The organism is Streptococcus xiaochunlingii, from assembly GCF_006385805.1.
In the GTDB taxonomy this organism is placed as follows: Bacteria; Bacillota; Bacilli; order Lactobacillales; family Streptococcaceae; genus Streptococcus; species Streptococcus xiaochunlingii.
The window spans coordinates 969,269-992,935 of record NZ_VFSG01000001.1 but is presented as its reverse complement, the minus strand read 5'-3'; the positions used below and the strand labels follow the sequence as shown (position 1 = coordinate 992,935).

Here is a 23,667-nt window from a genome sequence, read left to right as displayed (position 1 = left end):
TTACCCCTCTAACAAATCATAGATTTTAGTGATGTTGCTGATTAGGGTAGTAACGATAATGCGATCCCCTATCAAAAGATGGTCATCCCCAGTTGGGAAAATAGCTTTCCCGTTTCGAATAATGGCTGCGATGAGAACACCTTTTTTCAATTTCAGTTGTGCCAAAGGTTTGCCCGTCATTTTGTTTTCTTCGCGAATCTGGAATTGAAGGGTCTCGATTTGACCGTTGGCGACGTGGTGCAAGGCTTCAAGATTTGAATAGCGGGCATTATAGCGACCACGAATGAAGTGCATGATGGTATCCACCGCAATTCCTTTGGGTGTCACAATACTTGAAAAATCTTGCCGATCAATAATTTCCAGTAGGCTGGTTCGGTTGACCTTGGTAATATTCTTTTGAACACCTACACTATTTAGGAACATAGAAGCGATAATGTTTTCTTCATCGACCCCTGTTAGAGTCGCCACAGCATCAAAGTTACCGGCGCGCTCTTCCATTAGAATATCTTTTGATGTCCCATCTCCCTGGATAACATATAGATCAGGGAATTCTTGACTAAACCATTCTGCCCGTTTTTGATCGATTTCAATGACTTTTAAGTCGATCTTCCGTTTGCTATTTTCCAAAATATTTAGGAGATAGTAGGAAATCTTGCCAGCTCCGATCAGAAGCAGGCTTTTAACAACTTGCGGTCGAATGCTATTGTGGAAGTCTACGATCTCCACTCGATTTCCAGTCATAAAAATCTTATCAAAGGCTTGTAAAGTGAAGTCGCCATCTGGAATCGTTAACTGACCTTGCCGTTCGATAGCACAGATAATGATGTTTCCGTATTTCTTTCTGAATTGAGAAAGAGTCATCTGGCAGAGCGGGCTTTCCTCCTTGATTTTGAACTCCATGAAGGCCACTCGCCCACCAGCGAAGTGCTCAACAGATAAGGCATTTGGGAAGTCAATGCTATTAGCAATGTAGCGGGCAGCAAGAAGCTCAGGATTGACAACTAGAGAGAAGCCGAGAATATTTTTCTCTTTAAAATAGGAATTTGAGTATTCCGGATTGCGGACCCGGACAATGGTTTCTTTGGCTCCCATTTTTTTGGCTAAGACGGCAGATACCATATTGACTTCGTCTTGCTCTGTTAGGGCGACAAAGATGTCACAGTCGGCTACATCTGCTTGTTCGAGAATCTTAAAGTTGGCACCATTTCCAACAATACCAATGATATCGTAGCGTTTGGTAATATGATTAACGACGGCTTCATCTTGTTCAATCAAGATGACATCGTGATTTTCTGCGACGAGGGAACGACAGAGCGCTGTTCCGACTTTACCGCCTCCAACTACAATAATTTTCATGAATATTTCCTCCAAAGTATGATTCTATCTTACTCTATTTTCAAAAAAAAATCACCTCTTAATGGTGGAAATAGGGCATAAAGAGCCAGATTCTCTAAACTACATGAAAGAGAATGTAAAAAAGTGAAATTTTTTTGTCGAAATAGTTGACAGGAGGCATGAAAGTGGTATACTGATACAGTAACCTCATTGATTTACCTCAAACCTGTTGTGAGTTAAGTTAATGAAGTCGTAACCACGCTGTTTGCTGAGCTTGACTCCGGGCAGTGTGGCTATTTTTTTGCCAGAAATGAGATCGTGATGAATATTGAAGAATTAGCTTATACAGAAACCAAATCGAAAAACCATGTAGTTCTCTATCAACCTCAAATTCCCCAAAACACAGGGAACATCGCTCGTACTTGTGCAGCTACCAATGCTCCCCTTCACATCATTCGGCCCATGGCTTTTCCTATCGATGATCGGAAGATGAAACGTGCGGGACTGGATTATTGGGATAAGTTAGATGTTCGCTTTTACGACAGCTTGGATGAATTTATGGAGGCTGCAGCTGGAGGAAAGGTCCACCTGGTTTCAAAATTTGCTGACCAGACCTATTCAGATGTAGATTACAATGATGATGCAGAACATTATTTCATTTTTGGTCGTGAGGACAAAGGCTTACCGGAGGATTTTATGCGGCTTCATGCTGAAAAGGCGATTCGGATTCCGATGAATGATGAGCATGTTCGAAGCTTGAATGTCTCCAATACAGTTTGTATGATTGTCTACGAAGCCCTCAGACAACAGGAGTTTGCAGGCTTAGAGCTGGTCCATCAGTATGAGGGAGATAAGTTGAAGTAGGAAGAGGCTCTTTGCAAAAGGAGTTTCGTTGTAACTTTTGATATTACAAAACACTTGCAATAGCAGGTGTTTTTTGTTATGATTAAGGAGTCTTCAGGGCAGGGTGTAATTCCCGACCGGCGGTGACTTTTACTAGGAAACGTTCTTTTCCTTTTCTACTTTGTTGCCAAGCTTTGCCTAACTAGAAGTTATGCCTAGAGCTTGTCGCCTCGTCTAAAAGAAAAATATCCATTTCCATACTCTAAAAGAAGTCCGCGAGCGCAAGCTGATGTGGTGTGATTCCACAACCGACAGTATAGTCTGGATGGGAGAAGACGAGAGAGGAACAAACCTGTTCTTTTTGACGATGGACTTGATGGAAATTTTGTTGATTTTATAAGAAATCAGTCTTTGTGCTTTTTTCTTGTAGCATCAGGGCTTTTTTAATCAAGTACCAAGGAACTGTTTAAGTTTTCTTTAAAACGATTGAAATAGAATAAGGTTAAGGGAATCTTTCCAACTTCTTCTAATTTTAGTAAAAATTGGAGGAACCTGTGATGACAAATACTCGTAAACTGACCCTAGTGGCTGTTTTATCTGCACTTTCTTTTCTATTGATGTTTTATCAACTATCAATAGGGATTGATTTTTTAAAGGTTGACTTTAGTACGATCCCAATCTTACTCGCCTTAGTTCTATTAGATTTGAAGAGCTCAGTTGTGGTGGTTTTGATTCGATCTGTTCTCAAGTTGGTTTTGAATGGTCGAGGAGCTGAGACCTTGGTTGGCTTACCGATTAATATCATTGGTGTCTTAGTCTTTGTCTTAGCATTTGCAGTCATTTGGAATAAGAAGAAAAGCCAGGTTCGGTTTGTAATTGCTAGTCTAGTTGGGACCATTGGTTTAACCATTTCCATGCTGCTGGTCAATTACTATTATGCCATCCCTCTCTATGCCAAATTTGTTGGTTTTGACATCGCAAAGATGGTCGGAGTTGAAAAGTATCTTCTCAGTATGGTTGTTCCCTTTAATCTAATAGAAGGACTGATTTGGGCTGTAACCTTCTGGATGGTATATACCGTCGTACAGCCCCTACTTAAAATCTATGAAAAATAAACAATCTCATTTTTTAAAGGGCTCTTTTGCCCTTTTGTTATTTATGATTCTGGGCTATGTAGTCAAATTTTATCCGGAAAATTTAGTCGGAATCGATCAACCGATTCAATCGGCTATTCGCGGGGATTTACCAGCCTATTTGACAGCCTTCTTTACCCGTGTAACAGTGCTGATGAACACACCCGTTGTTGCATCCTGGGTTGGCGTCATTGTCCTCTTCTTTGTCTGGAAGAAATGGTATACGGAGGCCCTCCTCCTCACCGGGAGTTTGGTTACAACTGGATTACTCGTGGTAATCCTGAAACACATCTATTTACGCCCACGACCAGCACTTCAACATTTGGTCCAAGAAGGGGGCTATTCTTTTCCAAGTGGCCACTCCTTGGCAGCCACCCTGGTCTTCGGTAGTTTGATCATTGTGGTAGGGCAACGGATGACCTCTCAAGTTGGGAAAGTCCTAGCTCAGCTTGCCCTCTTCCTTTGTATGGCGACCATCGTTGTATCTCGTGTCTATGTTGGGGTTCATTACCCGACAGACGTCACAGGAAGTATGCTTTTGGGATTTGGTCTTTTGCAAATGGTCTTTCCTTATTACGACCGTTTGCGTTTTGAATGGCGCTTTAAGAGTAAGCAGAAGTAAAGCATGAACGATTTATTTGAAGAAAAGGTCCTAAAAGTCGTTGCTCAGATTCCCCTGGGATGTGTGGCCACCTATGGTCAAATTGCCCAACTCATTGGCTATCCTCGCCATGCTCGCCAGGTCGGCAAGGTCTTGGCCACTTCTACTAAAGCTGTGACCTATCCCTGTCATCGGGTCGTGACCTCTACTGGTCGCCTGGCTCCTGATTGGGAAGAGCAAGGCACGCTTCTCTGGGCAGAAGGGGTGGAATGCAAATCCAACGGTTGTGTGGATCTTAAGAAATACAAATGGAAAGCAGAGGAGACTCAACTTTGAGTTCACTCTGCTTTTTTGCTATAATGAGGGGTATGAAATCCTATACGACCTTAAATGATTATTACCGAACCTTATTTGGAGAAAAGACCTTTAAAGTCCCAATCGATGCGGGCTTTGACTGTCCCAATCGTGATGGAACTGTTGCTCGTGGGGGCTGTACTTTTTGTACAGTTTCTGGCTCTGGGGACGCCATCGTAGCACCAGACGCCCCTATTCGGGATCAGTTTTACAAAGAAATTGATTTTATGCACCGCAAATGGCCCGATGTCAAAAAGTATTTGGTCTATTTTCAAAATTTCACTAATACGCATGAATCCGTCGATGTCATTCGGGAGCGCTATGAGCAAGCCATCAATGAACCGGGTGTCGTAGGGATTAACATCGGGACACGACCAGACTGCTTGCCGGATGAAACGTTGGCCTATCTAGCAGAATTGACAGAGCGCATGCATGTGACTATTGAGCTGGGTTTGCAGACGACCTATGAAACGACATCTGAATTGATCAACCGAGCCCATAGCTATGAACTCTATGTGGAAACGGTGAAGCGGATTCGCCAACAGGTCCCTAAGGCAGAGATTGTTTTACACTTAATCAACGGTCTTCCTGGGGAGACGCATGAGATGATGGTGGAGAATGTCCGCCGTTGTGTAACAGACAACGATATCCAGGGCATTAAATTGCATCTGCTCCATCTCATGACCAATACCCGGATGCAACGAGACTACCATGAAGGGCGATTGCAATTGATGAGTCAGGAAGAATACGTGTCGGTCATCTGTGACCAACTAGAGATCATTCCCAAGGAGATCGTCATCCACCGGATTACAGGAGATGCTCCACGCGAAATGTTGATAGGACCGATGTGGAGTCTCAATAAGTGGGAAGTACTGAATGCCATTGAAGCTGAGATGCGTCGTCGTGGAAGTGTTCAAGGCTGTAAAGTAGGAAAATAGGAGGAGTAGCATGTTGCGACCATTAGAGATGGCCCATGATTTTCTTAGGGAGATCATTACAGATCAAGATACTGTGGTTGATGCGACCATGGGAAATGGGCATGATACCCTTTTCTTGGCGAAATTAGCCAAAGAAGTCTATGCATTTGATATTCAAGAACAGGCCTTGGTCCATACGCAAAAGCGCTTGGAAGAAGCAGGACTTTCCAATGCCCATCTTCTTTTAAAGGGGCATGAAGAAGTAGATCACTATGTAAACCAGGTCAAGGCGGCTATCTTCAACTTAGGCTATCTTCCTTCAGCAGACAAGTCGATTATTACCCAGCCTAAAACAACGATTCAAGCCATTGATAAACTCTGTCACCGCTTGATCAAGGGAGGGCGAATAGCCATTATGATCTATTATGGTCATGAGGGTGGGGACCTAGAAAAAGATGCTGTCTTGGAGTTTGTCTCCCAACTTCCTCAACAAGAATTTACGGTCACTACTTACCGGACCCTGAACCAGATCAACCATCCCCCATTTTTGGTCATGATCGAAAAATTAGAAAGTTACCGTCATGGATAAAGAATTTTTAAAAAATAAAATTGATGCTCTTCGCCACGATTTTGTGGAGTCCACCTCTCATGAACGTGCCGTTGGTTTTTTAGATGAAGCACGGATGAGCAAAAAGATGATCAAAATCAAGAAGAAGCTGGTTTCTCTTGAAATGGAACGTTGCCAGAAGAAAATTGAGCACAAGGATCTGACAAAGATTGATCAAAAGATCCAAGAACAAAAGCAACTCTTTGAGGACTGTTGTAACCAACGATCAGGAGGATAAGGGATGGAGATTCTTGTATACGCCATTGTCTTTTCCTTGATCCTGATTGTCTCCAATGCGACCAATAAGTTGATTCCGACTTTACCCCTCCCTTTGATCCAGATATTATTGGGGATTGGGATTGGCTTTCTCTTACCCAATTCGGAGTACCACTTAGATACCGAGCTATTTTTGGCCTTGGTTATTGGACCATTGCTCTTTCGAGAAGCAGAAGAAGCAGACATTACCTCGATTCTGAAGCACTGGCGCATTATCGCCTTTTTAATCTTCCCGGTTATTTTTATTTCGACCCTTAGCTTGGGGTGGTTGGCCCATCTCTTGTGGTTAGGAATTCCACTAGCAGCCTGTATGGCAGTAGGGGCAGCGCTCGGGCCGACTGATTTGGTGGCTTTTGCCTCCCTTTCGGAACGCTTTACCTTTCCAAAACGAATCTCCAATATTCTAAAAGGAGAGGGCTTGCTCAACGATGCTTCAGGCTTGGTGGCCTTTCGTGTGGCCCTAGCTGCATGGACCACTGGAGTCTTTTCCTTGGGCCAAGCTAGTTGGGACTTGGTCATCTCTATTTTAGGAGGGTTTGCGGTCGGGATTGTGACAGCTGCTGTCAACCGTGGGCTTCAAAAATTACTGCTCAGTGTTCGGGCAACGGATATTGCCAGTGAACTCATTTTAGAATTGAGTCTCCCCTTACTGACCTTCTTTATCGCAGAAGAGATCCATGTATCAGGGATTATTGCGGTTGTCGTGGCTGGGATCCTAAAGGCTAGTCGTTTTAAGAAAATTACCCTACTAGAAGCCAAGGTGGATACGGTCACGCATACGGTATGGAATACAGTCAATTTTGTCCTCAATGGGTCTGTCTTTGTCCTCTTGGGGATGGAGCTGGAGATGATTTCTGAGCCAATTTTGAGGACTCCCTTTTACAACAATCTGCTCTTGATTGTGACTGTTCTCTTATTGACGGGGCTCTTGTTCCTGATTCGCTTTTTGATGGTGTATGGATTTTACTGGTATAGGGGTTTCCGATTGAAAAAATCCATTGATAAGTATCTAAAAGATGCCCTCTTGTTGACCTTTTCAGGGGTCAAAGGAACAGTGTCCATCGCGACCATTCTCTTGATACCGACGCATCTAGAAGCAGAATATCCAGTTCTCTTGTTTTTAGTAGCAGGGGTCACCTTGTGTAGTTTCTTAATCGGACTTCTCGTCCTACCAAAACTATCCGAGGACAAAGAGGAATCCAATGATCATTTGATGCATATTGCTATCTTGAATGATGTCGTCATGCTATTGGAGAAAGACTTGACGGTGACCAAGCAGAAGGGACCTCTCTATGCTGCGATTGATAATTATCATGGGCGGATAGAAAATATGATTCTCAGTCAGGAGGATAAAGCGACCCAAAGAGACTGGGAACAACTAAAACTCCTTATACTCAGTATTGAGAATGATGGTTTGGAACAGGCTTATGAAGAAGGAAAGATTCGAGATAGAAGTTACCATGTCTATCAACGTTATCTTCGGGCCATGGAGCAGAAGGTCAACCGCAATCTATCATCGCGCCTGACCTATTATTTCTTGGTGCTCTTCCGCCTGCTCCGCCTGCTGTTGCACGAGCTTGTGACCTTTGGTTCCGGTATTCGGGCATGGAAAAATGGAGAGAATTACAAGCTTGAAGCCATCGACTATGACCAGATTGCTGCCTTGTATCTGGCCAATACGGAAATCATTATCGAGAGTTTGGAAAACCTAAAAGGGATTTATCGGAGTACCTTGATTTCCTTCCTTCAAGAATCTCGTCTGCGAGAAACATCGTTGATTACCAGTGGTGCTTTTGTAGAGCGGGTTATCAATCGCATCAAGCCTAATAATATTGACGAGATGCTAAGAGGCTATTACTTAGAAAGAAAATTGATTTTCGAATATGAGGAGCAGCACTTGATTTCGGCCAAGTATGCGCGTCGCATGCGCCAAAATGTCAACGAATTGGAAAACTATTCCTTAAGAGAAAGTGCCAATACTCTTCCTTATGACATGATCAATTATGCTCGGAATCGGTAAAAGTGAGTTTCCGCCTTAATAAAAGAAAAGAGATTGGCGACGCTTGTCCCAATCTCTTTGTTTTGTATCTTAGTAGGTTCTTTTTAATGCTCTGGCTGGATATAATAGCGTTCTTCCCCGATTGGAATCAGCTGGACCTTTCCTCCATAGAAAGCTGATAGCGTTTCTTGAGTGAGAATTTCCTCCTTAGGCCCTTGGGCAAAACTTTGTCCCTCCTTGAGGAGAAGGACATGGCTAAAGGACTTGGTGATTTCCTCTGCATGGTGGGTGACAAAGAGAATGGTCGGCGCCTTTTCCATCTGCTTGATCTGTTGGATCAGCTGAAAGATCGCTTCCCGAGCAAATAAGTCAAGCCCACTGGAGGCTTCGTCAAAGATGAGAAGATCGGGTTCTTCCATGAGACTTCGGGCAATAAGAATCGTCTGTTTTTCCCCTTGAGAGAGGGTCCGGTATTTTCGCCCAATCAAAGAAGCAGCACCGATGCGACGCAGCATGGATCGTGCTTCCTCGAGTTCTTTTTCTCCATAAGCTGTATAGAGAATGCTACTCTTGTATTTCCCTGTGAGGACGATTTCTTCTGGGGATAGAGATTCAGGGATGCGCTCAGAAATAAAGGAACTGACCACCCCGATTCGCTTGCGGAGCTCCGGAATGCCCCCTTGTCCAAATTGTGTTCCAAGGACAGAAACCTCCCCTTCCGTTTTCCAATATTCCGCCATTAGGAGACGGAGTAGGGTCGATTTGCCAGCACCATTCAGTCCAAGGATGGCCCAGGTTTCCTCCTTATTGACGGTCCAATTCAAACGGGAAAGGAGATTTTTTCCTTCTTTTCTGAGAGTGACGTCTTTCAGTTCAATTAAGCTTTCTTTCATCTTTTTAACCTTCATAAAAATATTCTCTATTTTACCATAAATATGATAAAATAGCAGATAGGAGGAAAGGGATGTTTCATAAAAGTAAATTATTTTTCTGGACGTGTGAAGTCCTATTATTAACGATTATATTCTATATTTGGGGAAGTATGGGAAGTCTGATCTCTCCCTTTGTATCCGTTCTGAATACCATTATTCTTCCATTTTTGATTGCTGGTTTCTTGTACTATATCACCAATCCAATCGTAGAGTTTTTGGAAAAGAAATTTCATCTGAATCGAATTTGGGGCATTCTATTAACTCTGGTAACCCTTTTTGGATTGATTATTTATGGGATTGTTTATATCCTGCCTATTTTGATCAACCAGTTGACAAGCTTGATTAATTCAACCCAAGGTTTGTATTGGGAAGTGCAAAGTTTTGTGACGAAGTTATCGAAAAATCCGGCCTTTCAGAGTATCAATATTCAATCAACCATTCAGCAGTTAAACCTGTCTTATGTGGATATTCTACAAAATATCTTAAACAGTGTGACCAATAGTTTAGGTAGTGTGGTGTCAACGATTGTCAATACACTCTTCATTTTGGTGATGACACCGATATTCTTGGTATACTTCTTGATTGATGGGAAAAAACTGCTACCGATGTTAGAGCGGACTATCCTAAAAAATGACCGGCGTAATATTACCTCTCTCTTAGTGAGTCTCAACCAAACAGTTTCTCGCTATATTAGTGGGATTTCTATCGATGCTTTAATCATCGGGACTTTAGCCTTTATTGGCTACAGTTTTATCGGTTTGAAGTATGCCTTGGTCTTTGCCATTTTCTCAGCCTTGGCCAACCTCATTCCCTATATTGGACCGACGATTGGCTTGATTCCTATGGTGGTTACCTATGCCTTCACGGATTTCAATATGATGATCAAAGCGGTTATCTTCATGCTCATCGTCCAACAGATTGACGGAAATATCCTCTACCCTCGGATTGTGGGAGGAGTGATGAAGGTGCATCCCATTACCATCATGGTCCTCTTGCTCTTATCCAGTAACATCTATGGTGTGATTGGGATGGTTGTGGCGATTCCGGTTTATTCGATCGGTAAAGAGATCGTGAAATTCCTCGCGGCCTTGTATGAAAATCATAAAAAGACAAAGGAACAGCGCAAGCAAGAAGAGTTTGGAATCATCAATAAATCCTAACAGAATAAATTAGAAGGGAATGGGTGACCATTCCTTTCAAATTGAAGATAAAGTCTTCTAAAAAAACTTTCCTTAGGTGAGTAGGGACGTCAGCGAACTTCGTCGAAGTTCCATGACTAATTATTGAGCCTAAGGTCTCAATAATTCCGAGTGCCTGAAACATAATTGTTTCAGGCACTTTTCTCACAGCGGAAAGTTTTAGCTCTACTTGAATGACTCAAAAAATAAGAGTCATTTTTTGAAAATTATCTAGCTGTTTTATGTAAAACAATAGTATGTCTACATTAAAAAAGGAATGGGTGACCATTCCTTTTTGAGTATGGACTTAGAAAGGATAGGCTAAGTACTTGAATCTTAAAGTTTTAGCTTTCCTTTAAGAAAATATGTTATAATGAATTAGTAATGATACAAAATCAAGGAGTTTCTATAAGATGATAGAATTGCTTGCCAAAAAGCAGCGACGCCAAATGCGTTTGCTAGAAACATTAATTCGTGAAAAGCGCTGGTTTCATTTGAAGGAACTCGCTGAAATGTTAGATTGTACAGAGCGGTCATTAAAGGAGGATCTTTCAAATTTACGGACGGTCTTTAATGAATTTTTGATTGAATCTTCGACAAATGGTATTAAGATTAGCTATGACGATTCGATTGGGATTGAGGTGGTGTACCATCACTTCTTTAAAGAATCTACAGCTTTCTCCCTCTTGGAATACTTGTTCTTCCATAAGGATGTTTCCAGTGACTTAATTTGTAGACGGTATAATCTCAGCCAGCAATCATTTTATCGCTTGATTCGAAATATCAACCAAATTATTCAGGAAAAGTACAATATCCGAATCACCTTGAATCCTCTGAATGTTGTGGGGGACGAGGTCGATATTCGATTTTTCTATTCCCAGTATTTTGCAGAGCGGTATTATTATTTAGAGTGGCCATTTCCAGATATCAGAGAGCAAGTCATTATTGATTTCATCACCTTCTTCTATAAATTGACAGAAATACCACTGACTTATTCGATCTTCCATTCCTATAAAATTATGCTGACGGTCTACCTATACCGGATTAAGCAAGGTTATCGAATTGAAGGGGCCAATAATTTTGAACAATACGCCTATCTCTATCAAGAGCTCCCAAAAATCAATGAGATGCTTCGTTATTTTGGTTTGCAGCTGGGGGTAGAATTTAATGAAGAAACCATTGAACAACTCTTTATTATCTTCTTGCAGAAACGCTTCTATTTTACTCCACAGGGTCTGATTGACGCTACAGAGGAAGACGCTGTTACAAAAAAATCCTATATTTTAGCCTCTCAATTTCTTGATCACCTGAGTGAATCTTATGGTTTAGAACTTGAGAATTATGAAGAGATGATCATGCATATTCACAACACTGCCTATTTGGAGCGACGTGAAATCTTTGGTGAATTTCTTCTCTATGATACTAAGAGCTATACCAATGAGGATTATCGAACCCTCTTCCCTAAATTTTATCAGGATGTTGAAACTGGTTTGTATCACTATCTCAAAGAGATGGGCTTTCATGAAAATCCTGAAAACCTCAAGCATCAGATTTATACCGTATTTTCACATTGGGAAAATCTATTGCCTCAACTATTAAGGAGACGGACAGCTGTCAAGGTCTTAATCATTAGCCGATACGATGACCACCATGCTAAGTCCATGATTGATTTCTTAAAATTTTATTGTACGGATAACTTTGAGTTTTCACAGGTCATCAAGCATGACTTTAAACTTCATGAATTAGAGCACACTGAGTATGATGTCATTGTTGCCAACTTTATGATTCCGGATATAAAAGGGAAAAAATTTATTTGTACAAGTAGTTTGACCCTTTTGGAACTTGTAGAAAAACTGAATGTACTCTTTTATGATTTTACACGTTATGGAGTATAACTGGCCTTCCCTCCTCTTTTAGGAGGGAAATTTTTGCGACTATGCACCATTTTAAAAAATATGATATAATGGGCATTATTACTATACATTGAGGAGAATATCCATGGAAGACCCTGGCAGTCAGGATTTAATACTGCAATTTGTTTTACTATTTGTATTGACCTTATTAAATGCATTTTTCTCTGCAACGGAGATGTCGATGGTATCGCTGAACCGTTCTCGCGTAGAGCAAAAGGCTGAGGAAGGTGATAAGAAATATATTCGTCTCTTAAAGGTATTGGAAAATCCCAACCACTTTTTATCTACGATTCAGGTTGGTATTACCTTGATTACCATCTTGTCTGGGGCAAGCCTAGCAGATAATCTTGGGAAAGTAATCGCTTCTTGGATGGGAAATACGGAGACAGCACGTGCGATAGCTAGCTTCCTCTCACTGGCTTTTTTGACCTATATTTCGATTGTATTTGGTGAGTTATATCCGAAGCGTATTGCCATGAATCTGAAAGATAGCTTGGCTATTCGAACGGCTCCAATTGTTATTTTACTAGGAAAAATCGTTAGCCCCTTTGTCTGGCTCTTATCGGCATCAACCAATCTGGTCAGTCGTCTGACCCCTATGCAATTCGATGATGCAGACGAAGAGATGTCACGGGATGAGATTGCCTATATGCTGGCTAAGAGTGAAACGAGTCTGGATGCTGACGAGATTGAAATGTTGCAAGGAGTCTTTTCACTAGATGAGCTGATGGCGCGTGAGCTAATGGTTCCTCGTACGGATGCCTTTATGGTGGATATCCAAGATGATACCAGAGAAATCATCGAAAGTATCTTAAAACAGAATTTTTCTCGTATTCCTGTCTATGATGATGACAAGGACAATGTCATTGGTCTGATTCATACCAAACGTTTGCTTAATGAAGGTTTTGTGAATGGATTTGATAACATCGCTCTTCGCAAGATTCTTCAGGAACCGCTCTTTGTACCGGAAACAATCTTTGTGGATGATCTTTTAAAGGAGCTCCGGAATACACAAAATCAGATGGCCATTTTGCTCGATGAGTATGGAGGAATGGCTGGTCTGGTAACCTTGGAGGACCTTCTGGAGGAAATCGTCGGTGAAATTGATGATGAGACCGATAAGGCTGAAAACGACGTATTTGAAATTGAACCAAATCTCTATATTGTGCAGGGGATTGTGACCTTAAATGACTTCAATGAGTATTTTGATGTGAAGCTGGAAAGTGATGATGTGGATACCATTGCAGGTTACTACCTGACCGGTGTCGGACGGATTCCAGGTCACAAGGAACGATTGAGTTTTGAAGTAGACAGCATGAAGAAGCATTTGATCCTTACAAACGATAAGGTGAAAAATGGTCGTGTCACCAAGGTGAAGGTTGAGGTCAGTGATCTAGTCGATGAAGACGAGCAAGCGACAAAAGTTCAAGAATAAAGAACATTAAATCAGGGAGTTTCCCTGATTTTTTTATATTCATTTTAGTTGAGTTTGCATCTTTAACCAAATTAATTTATAATAAAATAATTAGTGGTTATAAGGAGATAGCAATGAAACAAGAAGAATGGTTAGCAGAGTTTGAGAGAGCCCATGGTCGACCAGCTAATCAAGAGGAGATCCAACAGGTTTTTGGTACGTTTGGAAGTCCTGAAACACAAGTGACACCGAATACGCCCGTAAACCCAATTCAATCTCCATTTGAAGGTGTAGCACCTGTTTCCAATCAAGGACAATTTGGAGGTCACTTACCGTTTCCAGAACAAGCCAAATTTGGAGGAGCAGCGCCAGTACCAGAGAAAATGCCATTTGGAGGTGCAACACCAGCCCCAGAACAAACACAGTCTGGAGGAGCAGCGCCAACTCTAGAGCAAACACCATTTGGAGGAGCAGCGCCAGCCCCAAAGCAAACACTATTTGGAGGTGCGACGCCATCACCAGAACAAGCACAGTTCGGAGGTTCAGATCCGGCCCAAGCCCCAGTTGGAGGTGCAAGCCCAGCTCCAAATCAATACCAAGGTGGAACAAGTCCGTTTCAACATCAAGGACAAGCTTTTGGGCAAGGTGGAACTCAGCCACAAGCTCCTGTTCAGGAGTCGGCTCAAGCAGGAGCGCCCTTCACATCCTATAACAATGCTCAGATGCAGGGAGGTTATCCAAACAATGGGCAACTGAATTACCAGACTAATTCCCCATATATGGGACAAGCCCCAATACCCGGTAAGAAGTCTAAGAAAGGGCTGATTATTGGATTATTTAGTCTTGTCGCCGTTGCAGTTTTATCTGTGCTTGCATTTTTCTTATTTGCTAAAAATCCTAATAGTATTCAAGGGAAATGGTCAGCTACTCCTGAGATGAAAAAGACAATGAAGTCTGCTTTTTCAGGTACTTTCTCTACTACATCAGATATTTCTAGTGAATTTGTAAAAGATGTGGATATGATCGTAGAGGTAAAGGGGAAAAAAGTAACCATCAGTGTGATTGGTAAGATTGATTTCAAGGGAGCTGCAAAGGAACTCTATGATGATGGGGACAATGATTTTTACTCTGTTGAGGATGCCTTAGACTATATCCAGGAAAACAGTGAGAATTCCTATTTAGAGGATATGGGACTCGAAATCGATGTGAAAAAAGGCACTCTTAAAATGGTAGCCTTTGAAGGTGAGGTGGATGAAAAAGATCACCGATTCATTCAGGATGAAGATGCGAGTCATTTCCTTCAATACGATCTCAAGTATAAAATTGAAAATGGAACGCTGAAAGTTTCCGTGGATGGAAATGATTATGGAATTGAATACTCCTTTAAAAAATAAGATATTCGCTTATTTAGTGCCCTAATCGGGCGCTTTTTTTGTTGATACACGTAGAAAAAAATAAGATAATTAAAAAAATTCTGAATTTAGGCTTGACAGCTTGAAAAATTTTCGGTAAGATAGTCAACATAAAAAAAACGAAAGCAGAAACTTATGAAAAACACGAACTCCACATTGTTGAATCAAAACTTTTACTTTAGCTACTTTAGATAGTTTTTGTAGACATGAACTCATGGATGCAAACGAAACGAGCAATTTGTTTGTATCTATGTGGCTAAGATTTTTGATTGTGGTCCATATAGATGATATCTAAATGGACGGCAATGCTGGCATACTTTTAAGTTTGTGAGGAATGATACCAACCGTTTAGAATCATCTAAACGGTTTTTTGTATTCTGTTTGAATGTTTTAGAGAAGGAGACATGTTTCATGAAAGTTGTAAAGAAGTTAATTGCCCCGGTTCTGGTAGTTGGTCTACTGATGACCTCCCTCTTGACCCTCCACCACTTGAAGACCTCTAAGCATCAAAAAATCAAGATTGGGATTTCCCAGTATATTACTCATAAGTCTCTTGATGCGACTCGAAAAGGGTTTGTGGAAGAGTTAGCCAAACAAGGTTATATAGATGGAGAAGAGATTGAAATTGATTATCAAAATGCCCAAGGGGAGCAGCGAAATTTGAAAAATATTTCAAATCAATTATCACAGGAAAGTGATCTTGTATTTGCCATTGCGACTCCATCAGCACAAAGTATCTCTAATACAAGCAAAACGACCCCTGTAGTCTTTTCTGCAGTGACGGACCCTCTGGCTGCCAAGTTGGTCAAGAACTTGGATCAGCCTGGTGGCAATGTGACAGGAACGAGTGACCAATCTTCAGATGCCATTGCTACGCAAGTCGATCTGATTCAAAAGGTTTTACCAACAGCTAAGACAGTCGGAATTCTCTATACGCAAAGCGAGCCCAACTCTGTCGTTCAGAAAGATGAGGCCAAGAAGGTCCTTGAGGCCAAAGGATACCGTGTCGTAGAGAAGACCATTTTAGACAGTAATAATGTGAAAGCGGCAGCGGACAGTTTGATGTCAGAAGTGGATCTGGTCTTTATTCCAACAGACAACATCATTTCTTCCACAATGGAAACCATTAAACAAGTGTCTTTGAAACATAAGGTTCCAGTTATTGGAGGTTCGATTGAAATGGCCCAAGTAGGAGGGCTCTATACCTATGGGACAGACTACACTGAGTTGGGTCGTCAATCTGCCCGGATGGCGATTCGTATCCTAAAAGGGGAAAAGGCAGCCGAACTGGCAGTGGAGGCCCCTAAGAATCTAGAATTGTATGTTAACAAAGAGATGGCTAAGAAATTAGGAATTGATCTCTCTGGTATGAATGAAAAGAAATAGGAGATGGATGATGGATTTAGTATTATCAAGTTTATCTGAAGGTTTATTGTGGTCGATTATGGCCATTGGTATTTTCTTAACATTCCGCATTTTAGATATAGCGGATATGACAGCAGAAGGGGCTTTCCCGCTTGGGGCTGCAGTCGTTGCGTCCCAAATCCAAGCAGGTCAAAACCCTTGGCTAGCGACCCTCTTTTCGATTTTAGCAGGGATGCTAGCAGGGTTGGTCTCTGGTCTTCTTCATACCAAGATGAAGATTCCAGCGCTCTTAACAGGGATTGTGACTCTGACAGGTCTCTATTCGATCAATATTAAAATCATGGGGGGTGTCCCTAATTTATCCATTGGAGATTCTAGTACCATTTTCAAGTCTGTGATGGGGCTGGGTTTATCCAATGAGGCAGCTGTCTTTGCTGTTAGTATTTCTTGTTTATTATTGGTTTGTCTGATTTTGACCCTCTTGATGAAAACCCAGATTGGTTTGGTTCTTCGTTCTACTGGTGACAATATCCCGATGAGTGAGGCCAATGGGGTGAATGTGGATACCATGAAGATTTTTGGTTATATGATTTCCAATGGACTGGTTGCATTGTGTGGGGCTCTTTTCGCTCAGACAGACGGCTTCTCCGATGTGACTTCTGGTACAGGGACCATCGTCGTAGGTCTCAGTGCTGTTATTTTAGCAGAAGTCCTAATCCATGATTTGACCATTGGAGGACGCTTGCTTTCGATTGGAGTGGGGGCAATTGTCTACCGCCTCATTATCCTCAATATCTACGAAATTCCAAACCTAGACCAAAACTTAGTCCGTTTGTTTAACGCCATTCTCTTGGCTTTGGTCTTGTTCGCACCAGAAGTACAGAAACGTCTCAAGATTCGTGGATTAAAATTAAGCAGCAACTAGAAGGAGAAGATAAATGGCAACATTGTTAAAAATTGAAGATATCCATAAGACATTCGAAGCAGGCACGGTCAATGAAAACCATGTTCTCAAAGGCTTGGATCTAACAGTAGAAGAAGGGGATTTCATCTCCGTCATCGGAGGAAATGGAGCTGGTAAATCGACATTGATGAATATTCTGGCAGGTGGATTGCAAGTGGATCAAGGAGATATCCTTTTAGAAGGAAAATCCATTAAGCAGACCAGTGTTCGGAAACGTGCTAAAGATATTGCGCGTGTTTTCCAGGATCCTAAGATGGGGACGGCTTCCCGCTTGACCATTGAAGAAAACATGGCCATTGCTAAAAAACGTGGAGCAAGACGGGGCCTCAGTTGGGGGGTCAGGGAAAAAGACCGCGCGGAATTTAAAACGGCTTTGAAGGAACTCAATATTGGTTTGGAAAATCGCCTCAAAGTGGATACGCAATACTTATCAGGGGGACAACGGCAAGCCCTTACCTTGGTCATGGCTGCCTTGGTTAAACCAAAACTCTTGCTACTGGATGAACATACCGCGGCGCTCGACCCCAAGACCAGTGAAATGGTCATGGAACTGACGCAAAAGATTGTCGAAAGCCATGATTTGACAACCTTGATGATTACGCATGATATGAACCATGCCATCGCATATGGCAATCGCTTGATCATGCTCTACCAAGGCAAGATTGTAGTCGATGTTAAAGGGGAAGAAAAGAAGAACCTGACAGTTGAAGACTTGATGCGCCTTTTCCATCAGAACAGTGGTGAAACATTGGTGAGTGACGAATTGATTTTAGGATAAACGAAAAAGAGAGTGGGACAGAAATCGGTCATTCGTTAGAATTCGATTTCGTCGTCCCACCTCCGCACAGTTGAGTAGGGCTGTAAAAGCTGATGAAATCAGCGTAGTAGAGCCCACTCAACCACTGCGTCCTGCTCGATAATCCAAAGACAATTGAGAGGCTAGGACTTTTGTCCCAGCCTCTTTGTATTGATGTTGTCAGCCACATGCAGCTAATCCTGTTTCTTTTTCTCTAGGAAGCTAGCTGCGAGAAAAAGGCTAAGACCTGCTAAGAACACTAGGTATGAACTGCTGTGTTCAGTATTCGTTCTTGGAAGTTGTCCTTGTGAAGCCTGATCTTGTCTAGAGTTGGGAACACTCATCAAAGCATCATTGGTATTCGTTGGACTAGGATGCTCTGAAACAGGGCTATATGATCCCTTGCTTTCTGAGACAGTAGGATCCATTTTTTCACTGGAGTCCGACTTGTAGACAATGGCATAGGTTCCTAACTCTTGTGCCATGAATTCAATCATGCCCTCTCGAAGTGTAAATTCTAATGCTTGGAGCCCTTGATTAGGAGTCAAGATATAGAGTTGCTTCACTTCTTTTGATAGTGGAAGTCGTACCAGTACACTGCCTTTTACTGGAACTGAATTCCCTTCTTTATCCTTGAGTTGAAGGTTGAAAGCATCGTAGTTCTTGCCAAAGAGCCTTTGGTCAAGGACCTTTTGAATTTCTAAATGACTATCTCTACCAATCTCATTCTCTCCACTAATAACCTCTACCTTGCTGCCTTGGTCTTTTAGTACCCGAAGGACATATTCAGGAAGAGACGATATAGGCGCTTCCTGTCCAGCAGTGCCGATTGGGTCTGTATACTCAGGAAGAGTCACTACAGGTGGTTTTTCCTCTCCCAAACTTGTCACAATAGCTGGTAAGAGAGAAACGACTGGACTCATGATGATTTTCCCTCGGATGGCATAGGCTGAAATGATCTGATCTTGTTTTTGATGAGCAGTTTCTGGGATTGGCAGTTCAATCTGCTGCTCCTTAATCGCTAATACTCGATTTCCATCTGATAGGGTGACGTGTTGTTCATCGGTTTTCTTGAGGAAAACAGGATCTTTTGTAGCAGGGAAATGAACCGCTATCGCATCCCATTCCCCAGATGGAAGTGTGAGGCTAAGCGTCTGATCGCCTGCCTTTATTGGAGCTAGGCTTGGAGTCTCTAGGGATAGGGTTGAGGGTTTCAAGATGTCAAATGAATCCAGAGAAATCATTTTTCTGCCATCTGGAGAGTTAGGGTCGACTGTCAAGGTGAGAATGTGATCTCCATTGCTTAAGTTTGTGTACTCGCCAATCAATACATTCTTTTCATAGTCAGCGCTTGAGTAAAAGTCCAAACTTGGCATTTCTTTTCCATCTAGGGTTACTATGGCTTTTCCATAGTCAGAAGATTTTAAACCGTAGATACGAATCCCTGTACCAGTGAAAGGAATGGTTGCTTTGGCCTCAGAATGCTGAGACGGATCCACGTTTTGGAGAGTCGCGTATTTTTCTGTCGTTTGATATAAGCCTGATTCATTCCAGTCTTTGAACAAAGAACCATAGTGGATACGAGGATCTCTGTCATCCATCTTTTCAACAGTTGCGCCTTGACCAGGATAGATTTTAAAACAATCCAAGGAAATTTTTGAGCGTTCATTCCCACGGTTTAAGTGCTCCTTCTTCACGGTTAGAGTTAGGATATGATCTCCATCAAGGAGTCCTGTAAAACGACCAATTAGAGCACTTTTTTCCGTTTCTCCAGATGTGTGGAAATCCAGATCTCCCACTTTTTTTCCATCGATTTGGACTTCTGCAAGGCCTAATTCAGATGATTTGAGACCATAGATTTCAATTCCTCGCCCATTGAAAGAGATGCTAGCAGTTGCATCTTTGTCAGAGTAGCTATCAAGGGATAGGTCGGCGTATTTTTCAGTTCCTGAATACAAGTCAATTTCTTCCCAGTTATGGAAGGCAGGACCGTATTGAACACGAGGATCTCTGCCGTCCATCAATTCGACAACTGGTTGGATTGACGCAGATTCTGATGTTTGCCTTGAGCGCTCCCCAATCATGGCTGTCACAGTATAGCTATAGCTGTGAAGAGAATCAATGGAGCGGTCGATGAAATGAGTCACATTGGTTAGGAATTCTTTGATCGAAGGAGCGTCACTGCTTTCATCTTTGCTTTCTCGACGGATGATATAGTGGGTCGCATCCGTAACCGGATTGAAATCTAGTACAGCAGTTACAGCATCTTTTCTCACGGCAGATAGGCGAGTGATCCGTTCTGATAACTTTTCAAAGGTAATCTGATCCCCTTTTTTAGTGGCAATCTGAATTCGGTTGCCCTTCTGAAGAGTTGGTTTGATTTCTTTCCCGTTAATCTTGACAATACTCGATTCGATGTCTGGATAATCGACAACTAAATCTCCGCCTGCATGGGAAAGGAAGGATAGCGTTTCAAGATTCTTTTCTTTCCATTTCATGCTAACTTCAAAGTTACCACGAGCTACTAGACCTGAGACTTGACCATCTTTCCATGCATCTGGAAGGGCTGGTAATGGGGCAATGTAGCCGGTGTGAGACTGAAGGAGCATTTCTGCCATACCGCTGGTTGCACCAAAGTTCCCATCAATTTGGAAAGGCGCGTGCGTATCCCAGAGGTTTTCTAGAGTTGAGGATCTGAGTTGTTCTGCCAATAAACGATGGGCACGATTTCCATCTAGGAGACGAGCCCAGAGGTTGATTTTATTAGCCTTAGACCAACCGGTACCACCATCTCCACGATGGTTTAGGGTTGCGCGTGCTGCTTCTAGATATTCAGGCTGATCTTTGCCAAATAAGGTTCCTGGGAAGAGTCCAACCAGATGAGAAACGTGGCGGTGATGATTTTCAATTCCTTCATTAGTGAATTGAGGACTGTCTTCCTCATACCATTCCTTGATTCGGCCATCTTGGTTGATATGAAGTGGTTTGAGCTTGTCAAATTTAGCCTTCACTTCTGTCACCAAATCTTGGTCGACCTTGAGATGATTGGCTGCTTCCATATAGTCGTGGAAGAGTTGCCAAACTAGGGATTGGTCAAAGGTATTCCCAATCGTGATAGTTCCATGCTCTGGTGAGTATGATGGAGAAGAAACCCAACGGTCACTAGATTTGTCGTAGTGCAAGAAGGAATTCCAGAACTTGGCTGTTTCCTTGAGCATTGGATAAATTTTTTCTTTGAGATAAGTTTCATCCTTGGTGAATTTGTAGTAGTCATAGACGTTCTGCATCATCCAAGCATTGGCAGCAGGAGACCAACCCCAGTAATAATTCCAACCTGGAGTTGTCCAGCCAAATGGTGTTGCCTGAGTATGAACCAACCAACCGTTTTCTTGGCCTTCTTTGGATTCGATACCTGCATATTCTTTAGCAGCGATACGACCATAGTAGCGCATGTCATCAATATAATTGACCATTGGCTTGGCTGTTTCAGCAAGATTGTTCATGTAGGCAGGCCAATAGTTCATCTGAAGGTTGACATTGAGGTGGTAATCTGAGTTCCAAGGTGGATTGTCTACAGCATTCCAGACTCCTTGCAAGTTGGCAGGAAGGGCATCTGTCCGGTCACGAGAAGAACTGATGAGTAGATAACGTCCGTATTGGAAGAAGAGCTCTTCTAGTTTTTGCCCTTTTTCTGGGTTGTAGGTATGCAGAGCTTCTTTTGTAGTTTGATTAGACTTGTTGCCACCAAGATTTAGTTGAACACGATTGAAGAGACTCTGATAGTCCTTGATGTGGTTATTTTTTAGGGTTTCATAATCTTTTGCCTTGGCAGCTTCTACGATAGACTTAACAGTATTTTCTACGTCAATATCCTTGCGATAATTGGTTTTTGGATTTTGAGCAAAGTTGGTCTTAGCACTGAGTAAAAGGGTCGCATAGCTGGCTCCGGTGACAGTCAAATAGCCATCTTGTGCAGTGACTTGTCCGTCTGTCTTGATTCCGAGATAGGAAGCAAATTTCAGACCATTGTCTTTGACAGTTCCTTTGAGCAAAATACCATTAGAATCAGTCGTAACTGCTCCTTGTTTATAATTCGAATATTCCCAGGAGTAGTCGCCATTCGCAATCAAATCTTCAGTCAAGCTATTCCAGAGTGTAAAATCAAGGGTCTTATCCCCTTTTTTACTCAAGTGGGTGACAGTAACATCGTCAGGATAGCTAGAGAAGGTTTCACGCTTAAAGTTTGTACCGTCTTGGGTATAAGAAGTGGTTGAGATGGCCTCAGAAATATCTAAGCCACGATGGTAGTCGGTAACATTCTCCAGGCCTTTCTTTTGGTTGTTAAAGACCATAAAGATATCACCAAAAGATAAGTAACGACCATACTGAGCATTGTTTGGTCCGACTAGGTTGCGCTCTGCTAATTGCTTTGCCTTTTGGCGGTTTCCTTCTTCTAATGCCTTACGAATTTCTGCTAAGACCTTATAGCGGTCCTGATAGTTTCCTCCGTTGTAGTCGGTACTATCCGGTTGTGGTCCTCCGGACCAAAGAGTTTTTTCGTTGTATTGGATTCTTTCCTCACCGATAAGTCCGAAAACCTTAGCCCCCATTTCACCGTTTCCGACTGAAAGTGCTTGTTTTTCCCAACCATCATAGGTAGCAGCAGCAGGTTGATTGTAGGTCAATTGATAATCAGTTTGTTTGGCCACGGGAGTCTCAACTTTCATAGTTTCCCTTTCTTCATTTGGCACAATTGAAGTGGTCGAAGTGGCAGTATGCTTGCTTTGAACTTCTGTACCAGGTGACGAGCTTTCTTCTTCAGAAATAGGAGCGATATACGTATTTTCTGGTTTGGTTTCTCCAGCTCCGTCAGTCGGGCTCTCTATGGCTGGGGCAGCTTCAAGGTGGTTGCTTTCATTTTGACTTCCAACAATACTATCAGCACCTACCTGGTGTGAGGCGAGAAAAATGGCTCCTAATAAAACAGAAGCCGTACCGACAGTTAGTTTGCGGATACTATAACGACAGGATTTTTCCAAAAATCTTTGGTCCATTGTGACATCATCTACGGCTTGTATTAGAAATTCAAGCATTTTTTTGAGACCGCCTACATTTTTAGTTAAAGACAAGTCCCTTCATATTTATTTCTATCATATCCAATTTAATAGGGAAACAGGAAAATGTCAATAGCTTTTAGGTAAGATGCATATTTGAGAGTGTTATTTCTTGAAAAAGTAGAGAAATAAGAGATAAATTAGCTATTATTTTGGGATGAAAACATAATTCTTAACCTTACCAAACATTAGCCATTTTAACTTAAACAAGATGAGATAGAATAAACAGTTTCAAAGATTTCTTGAGTTATTAAAAAAGAGAGTGGGACAGAAATCAGTAATTCGTTAGAATTCGATTTCGTCGTCCCACCTCCGCACAGTTGAGTAGGGCTGTAAAAGCTGATGAAATCAGCGTAGTAGAGCCCACTCAACCACTGCGTCTTGCTCGACAATCCAAAGACAATTGAGAGGCTAGGACCTTTGTCCCAGCCTCTTTTTTTACCATAGAGAATAGGTAAGAGTAACACCGACTGGAATGGCCTGTACTAATACAATGGAATGAAATTGAAAAACA

General features: G+C 42.1%; 18 protein-coding genes and 1 riboswitch. Of the genes, 15 read left to right on the top strand and 3 right to left on the bottom strand.

Going from position 1 to position 23,667, the window contains the following annotated elements:
- Complete coding sequence (gene trkA / locus FJR71_RS05065) at positions 1–1,356, bottom strand: Trk system potassium transporter TrkA (RefSeq protein ID WP_048688284.1); 1,356 nt, start codon at positions 1,354–1,356, stop codon at positions 1–3.
- A gap of 300 nt (positions 1,357–1,656) precedes the next feature.
- On the opposite strand from trkA, the gene FJR71_RS05060 reads away from it, so the two are divergent.
- The 8 genes from FJR71_RS05060 to FJR71_RS05025 all read left to right on the top strand — a co-directional run bounded on the left by FJR71_RS05060 (position 1,657) and on the right by FJR71_RS05025 (position 8,086).
- Positions 1,657–2,199, top strand: coding sequence for a tRNA (cytidine(34)-2'-O)-methyltransferase (locus FJR71_RS05060; RefSeq protein WP_048688281.1), 543 nt, complete (start codon positions 1,657–1,659; stop codon positions 2,197–2,199).
- A gap of 85 nt (positions 2,200–2,284) precedes the next feature.
- Positions 2,285–2,519, top strand: a riboswitch (FMN riboswitch).
- 216 nt (positions 2,520–2,735) lie between these two features.
- Positions 2,736–3,293 (top strand): ECF transporter S component, encoded by a 558-nt coding sequence (locus FJR71_RS05055; protein ID WP_048688279.1) that lies wholly within the window; start codon positions 2,736–2,738, stop codon positions 3,291–3,293.
- A complete protein-coding gene (locus tag FJR71_RS05050) occupies positions 3,283–3,933 on the top strand; it encodes a phosphatase PAP2 family protein (protein ID WP_048688274.1) in 651 nt (216 codons plus the stop codon). The genes FJR71_RS05055 and FJR71_RS05050 overlap by 11 nt, the downstream gene beginning before the upstream one ends.
- A gap of 3 nt (positions 3,934–3,936) precedes the next feature.
- Entirely contained in the window at positions 3,937–4,248 is a 312-nt protein-coding gene (locus FJR71_RS05045) for an MGMT family protein (RefSeq protein ID WP_048688271.1), read from the top strand.
- 23 nt (positions 4,249–4,271) lie between these two features.
- Entirely contained in the window at positions 4,272–5,204 is a 933-nt protein-coding gene (gene mnmL, locus FJR71_RS05040; RefSeq protein ID WP_140814450.1) for a tRNA modification radical SAM protein MnmL/YtqA, read from the top strand.
- A 10-nt stretch (positions 5,205–5,214) separates the two neighbouring features.
- The gene (gene mnmM / locus FJR71_RS05035; protein ID WP_048688264.1) at positions 5,215–5,772 is read left to right on the top strand and encodes a tRNA 5-(aminomethyl)-2-thiouridylate-methyltransferase MnmM; all 558 of its coding nucleotides are present in this window, start codon (positions 5,215–5,217) and stop codon (positions 5,770–5,772) included.
- On the top strand, positions 5,765–6,028 hold the full coding sequence (locus FJR71_RS05030; protein ID WP_006595800.1) for a hypothetical protein: 264 nt from the start codon (positions 5,765–5,767) through the stop codon (positions 6,026–6,028). Before mnmM ends, FJR71_RS05030 begins: the two co-directional genes overlap by 8 nt.
- A gap of 3 nt (positions 6,029–6,031) precedes the next feature.
- Positions 6,032–8,086, top strand: coding sequence for a cation:proton antiporter (locus tag FJR71_RS05025; RefSeq protein WP_048688260.1), 2,055 nt, complete (start codon positions 6,032–6,034; stop codon positions 8,084–8,086).
- Between the two features lie 83 nt (positions 8,087–8,169).
- Here FJR71_RS05025 and FJR71_RS05020 read toward each other — a convergent pair whose 3' ends face one another.
- Entirely contained in the window at positions 8,170–8,973 is an 804-nt protein-coding gene (locus FJR71_RS05020) for an ABC transporter ATP-binding protein (protein WP_061564238.1), read from the bottom strand.
- A 56-nt stretch (positions 8,974–9,029) separates the two neighbouring features.
- Between FJR71_RS05020 and FJR71_RS05015 the strand changes: the two genes are divergently transcribed.
- The 7 genes from FJR71_RS05015 to FJR71_RS04985 all read left to right on the top strand — a co-directional run bounded on the left by FJR71_RS05015 (position 9,030) and on the right by FJR71_RS04985 (position 18,021).
- Positions 9,030–10,157: an AI-2E family transporter gene (locus FJR71_RS05015; protein WP_048688254.1), complete on the top strand. Its 1,128-nt coding sequence runs from the start codon at positions 9,030–9,032 to the stop codon at positions 10,155–10,157.
- Positions 10,158–10,588: 431 nt separating this feature from the next.
- Positions 10,589–12,070: an AcpB/EbpR/MafR family transcriptional regulator gene (locus FJR71_RS05010; protein WP_048689760.1), complete on the top strand. Its 1,482-nt coding sequence runs from the start codon at positions 10,589–10,591 to the stop codon at positions 12,068–12,070.
- A 103-nt stretch (positions 12,071–12,173) separates the two neighbouring features.
- Positions 12,174–13,523, top strand: coding sequence for a hemolysin family protein (locus FJR71_RS05005; RefSeq protein ID WP_048689757.1), 1,350 nt, complete (start codon positions 12,174–12,176; stop codon positions 13,521–13,523).
- 113 nt (positions 13,524–13,636) lie between these two features.
- A complete protein-coding gene (locus FJR71_RS05000) occupies positions 13,637–14,896 on the top strand; it encodes a hypothetical protein (protein ID WP_140814248.1) in 1,260 nt (419 codons plus the stop codon).
- A gap of 429 nt (positions 14,897–15,325) precedes the next feature.
- The gene (locus FJR71_RS04995; RefSeq protein ID WP_140814247.1) at positions 15,326–16,300 is read left to right on the top strand and encodes an ABC transporter substrate-binding protein; all 975 of its coding nucleotides are present in this window, start codon (positions 15,326–15,328) and stop codon (positions 16,298–16,300) included.
- A 10-nt stretch (positions 16,301–16,310) separates the two neighbouring features.
- A complete protein-coding gene (locus tag FJR71_RS04990) occupies positions 16,311–17,204 on the top strand; it encodes an ABC transporter permease (protein WP_006597286.1) in 894 nt (297 codons plus the stop codon).
- 13 nt (positions 17,205–17,217) lie between these two features.
- A complete protein-coding gene (locus tag FJR71_RS04985) occupies positions 17,218–18,021 on the top strand; it encodes an ABC transporter ATP-binding protein (RefSeq protein ID WP_140814246.1) in 804 nt (267 codons plus the stop codon).
- A 212-nt stretch (positions 18,022–18,233) separates the two neighbouring features.
- Here FJR71_RS04985 and FJR71_RS04975 read toward each other — a convergent pair whose 3' ends face one another.
- Positions 18,234–23,093 carry a glycosyl hydrolase family 95 catalytic domain-containing protein gene (locus tag FJR71_RS04975; protein ID WP_140814245.1) on the bottom strand — a complete coding sequence of 1,620 codons (4,860 nt, stop codon included), beginning with the start codon at positions 23,091–23,093 and terminating at the stop codon, positions 18,234–18,236.
- Between the last annotated feature and the right edge of the window lie 574 nt (positions 23,094–23,667).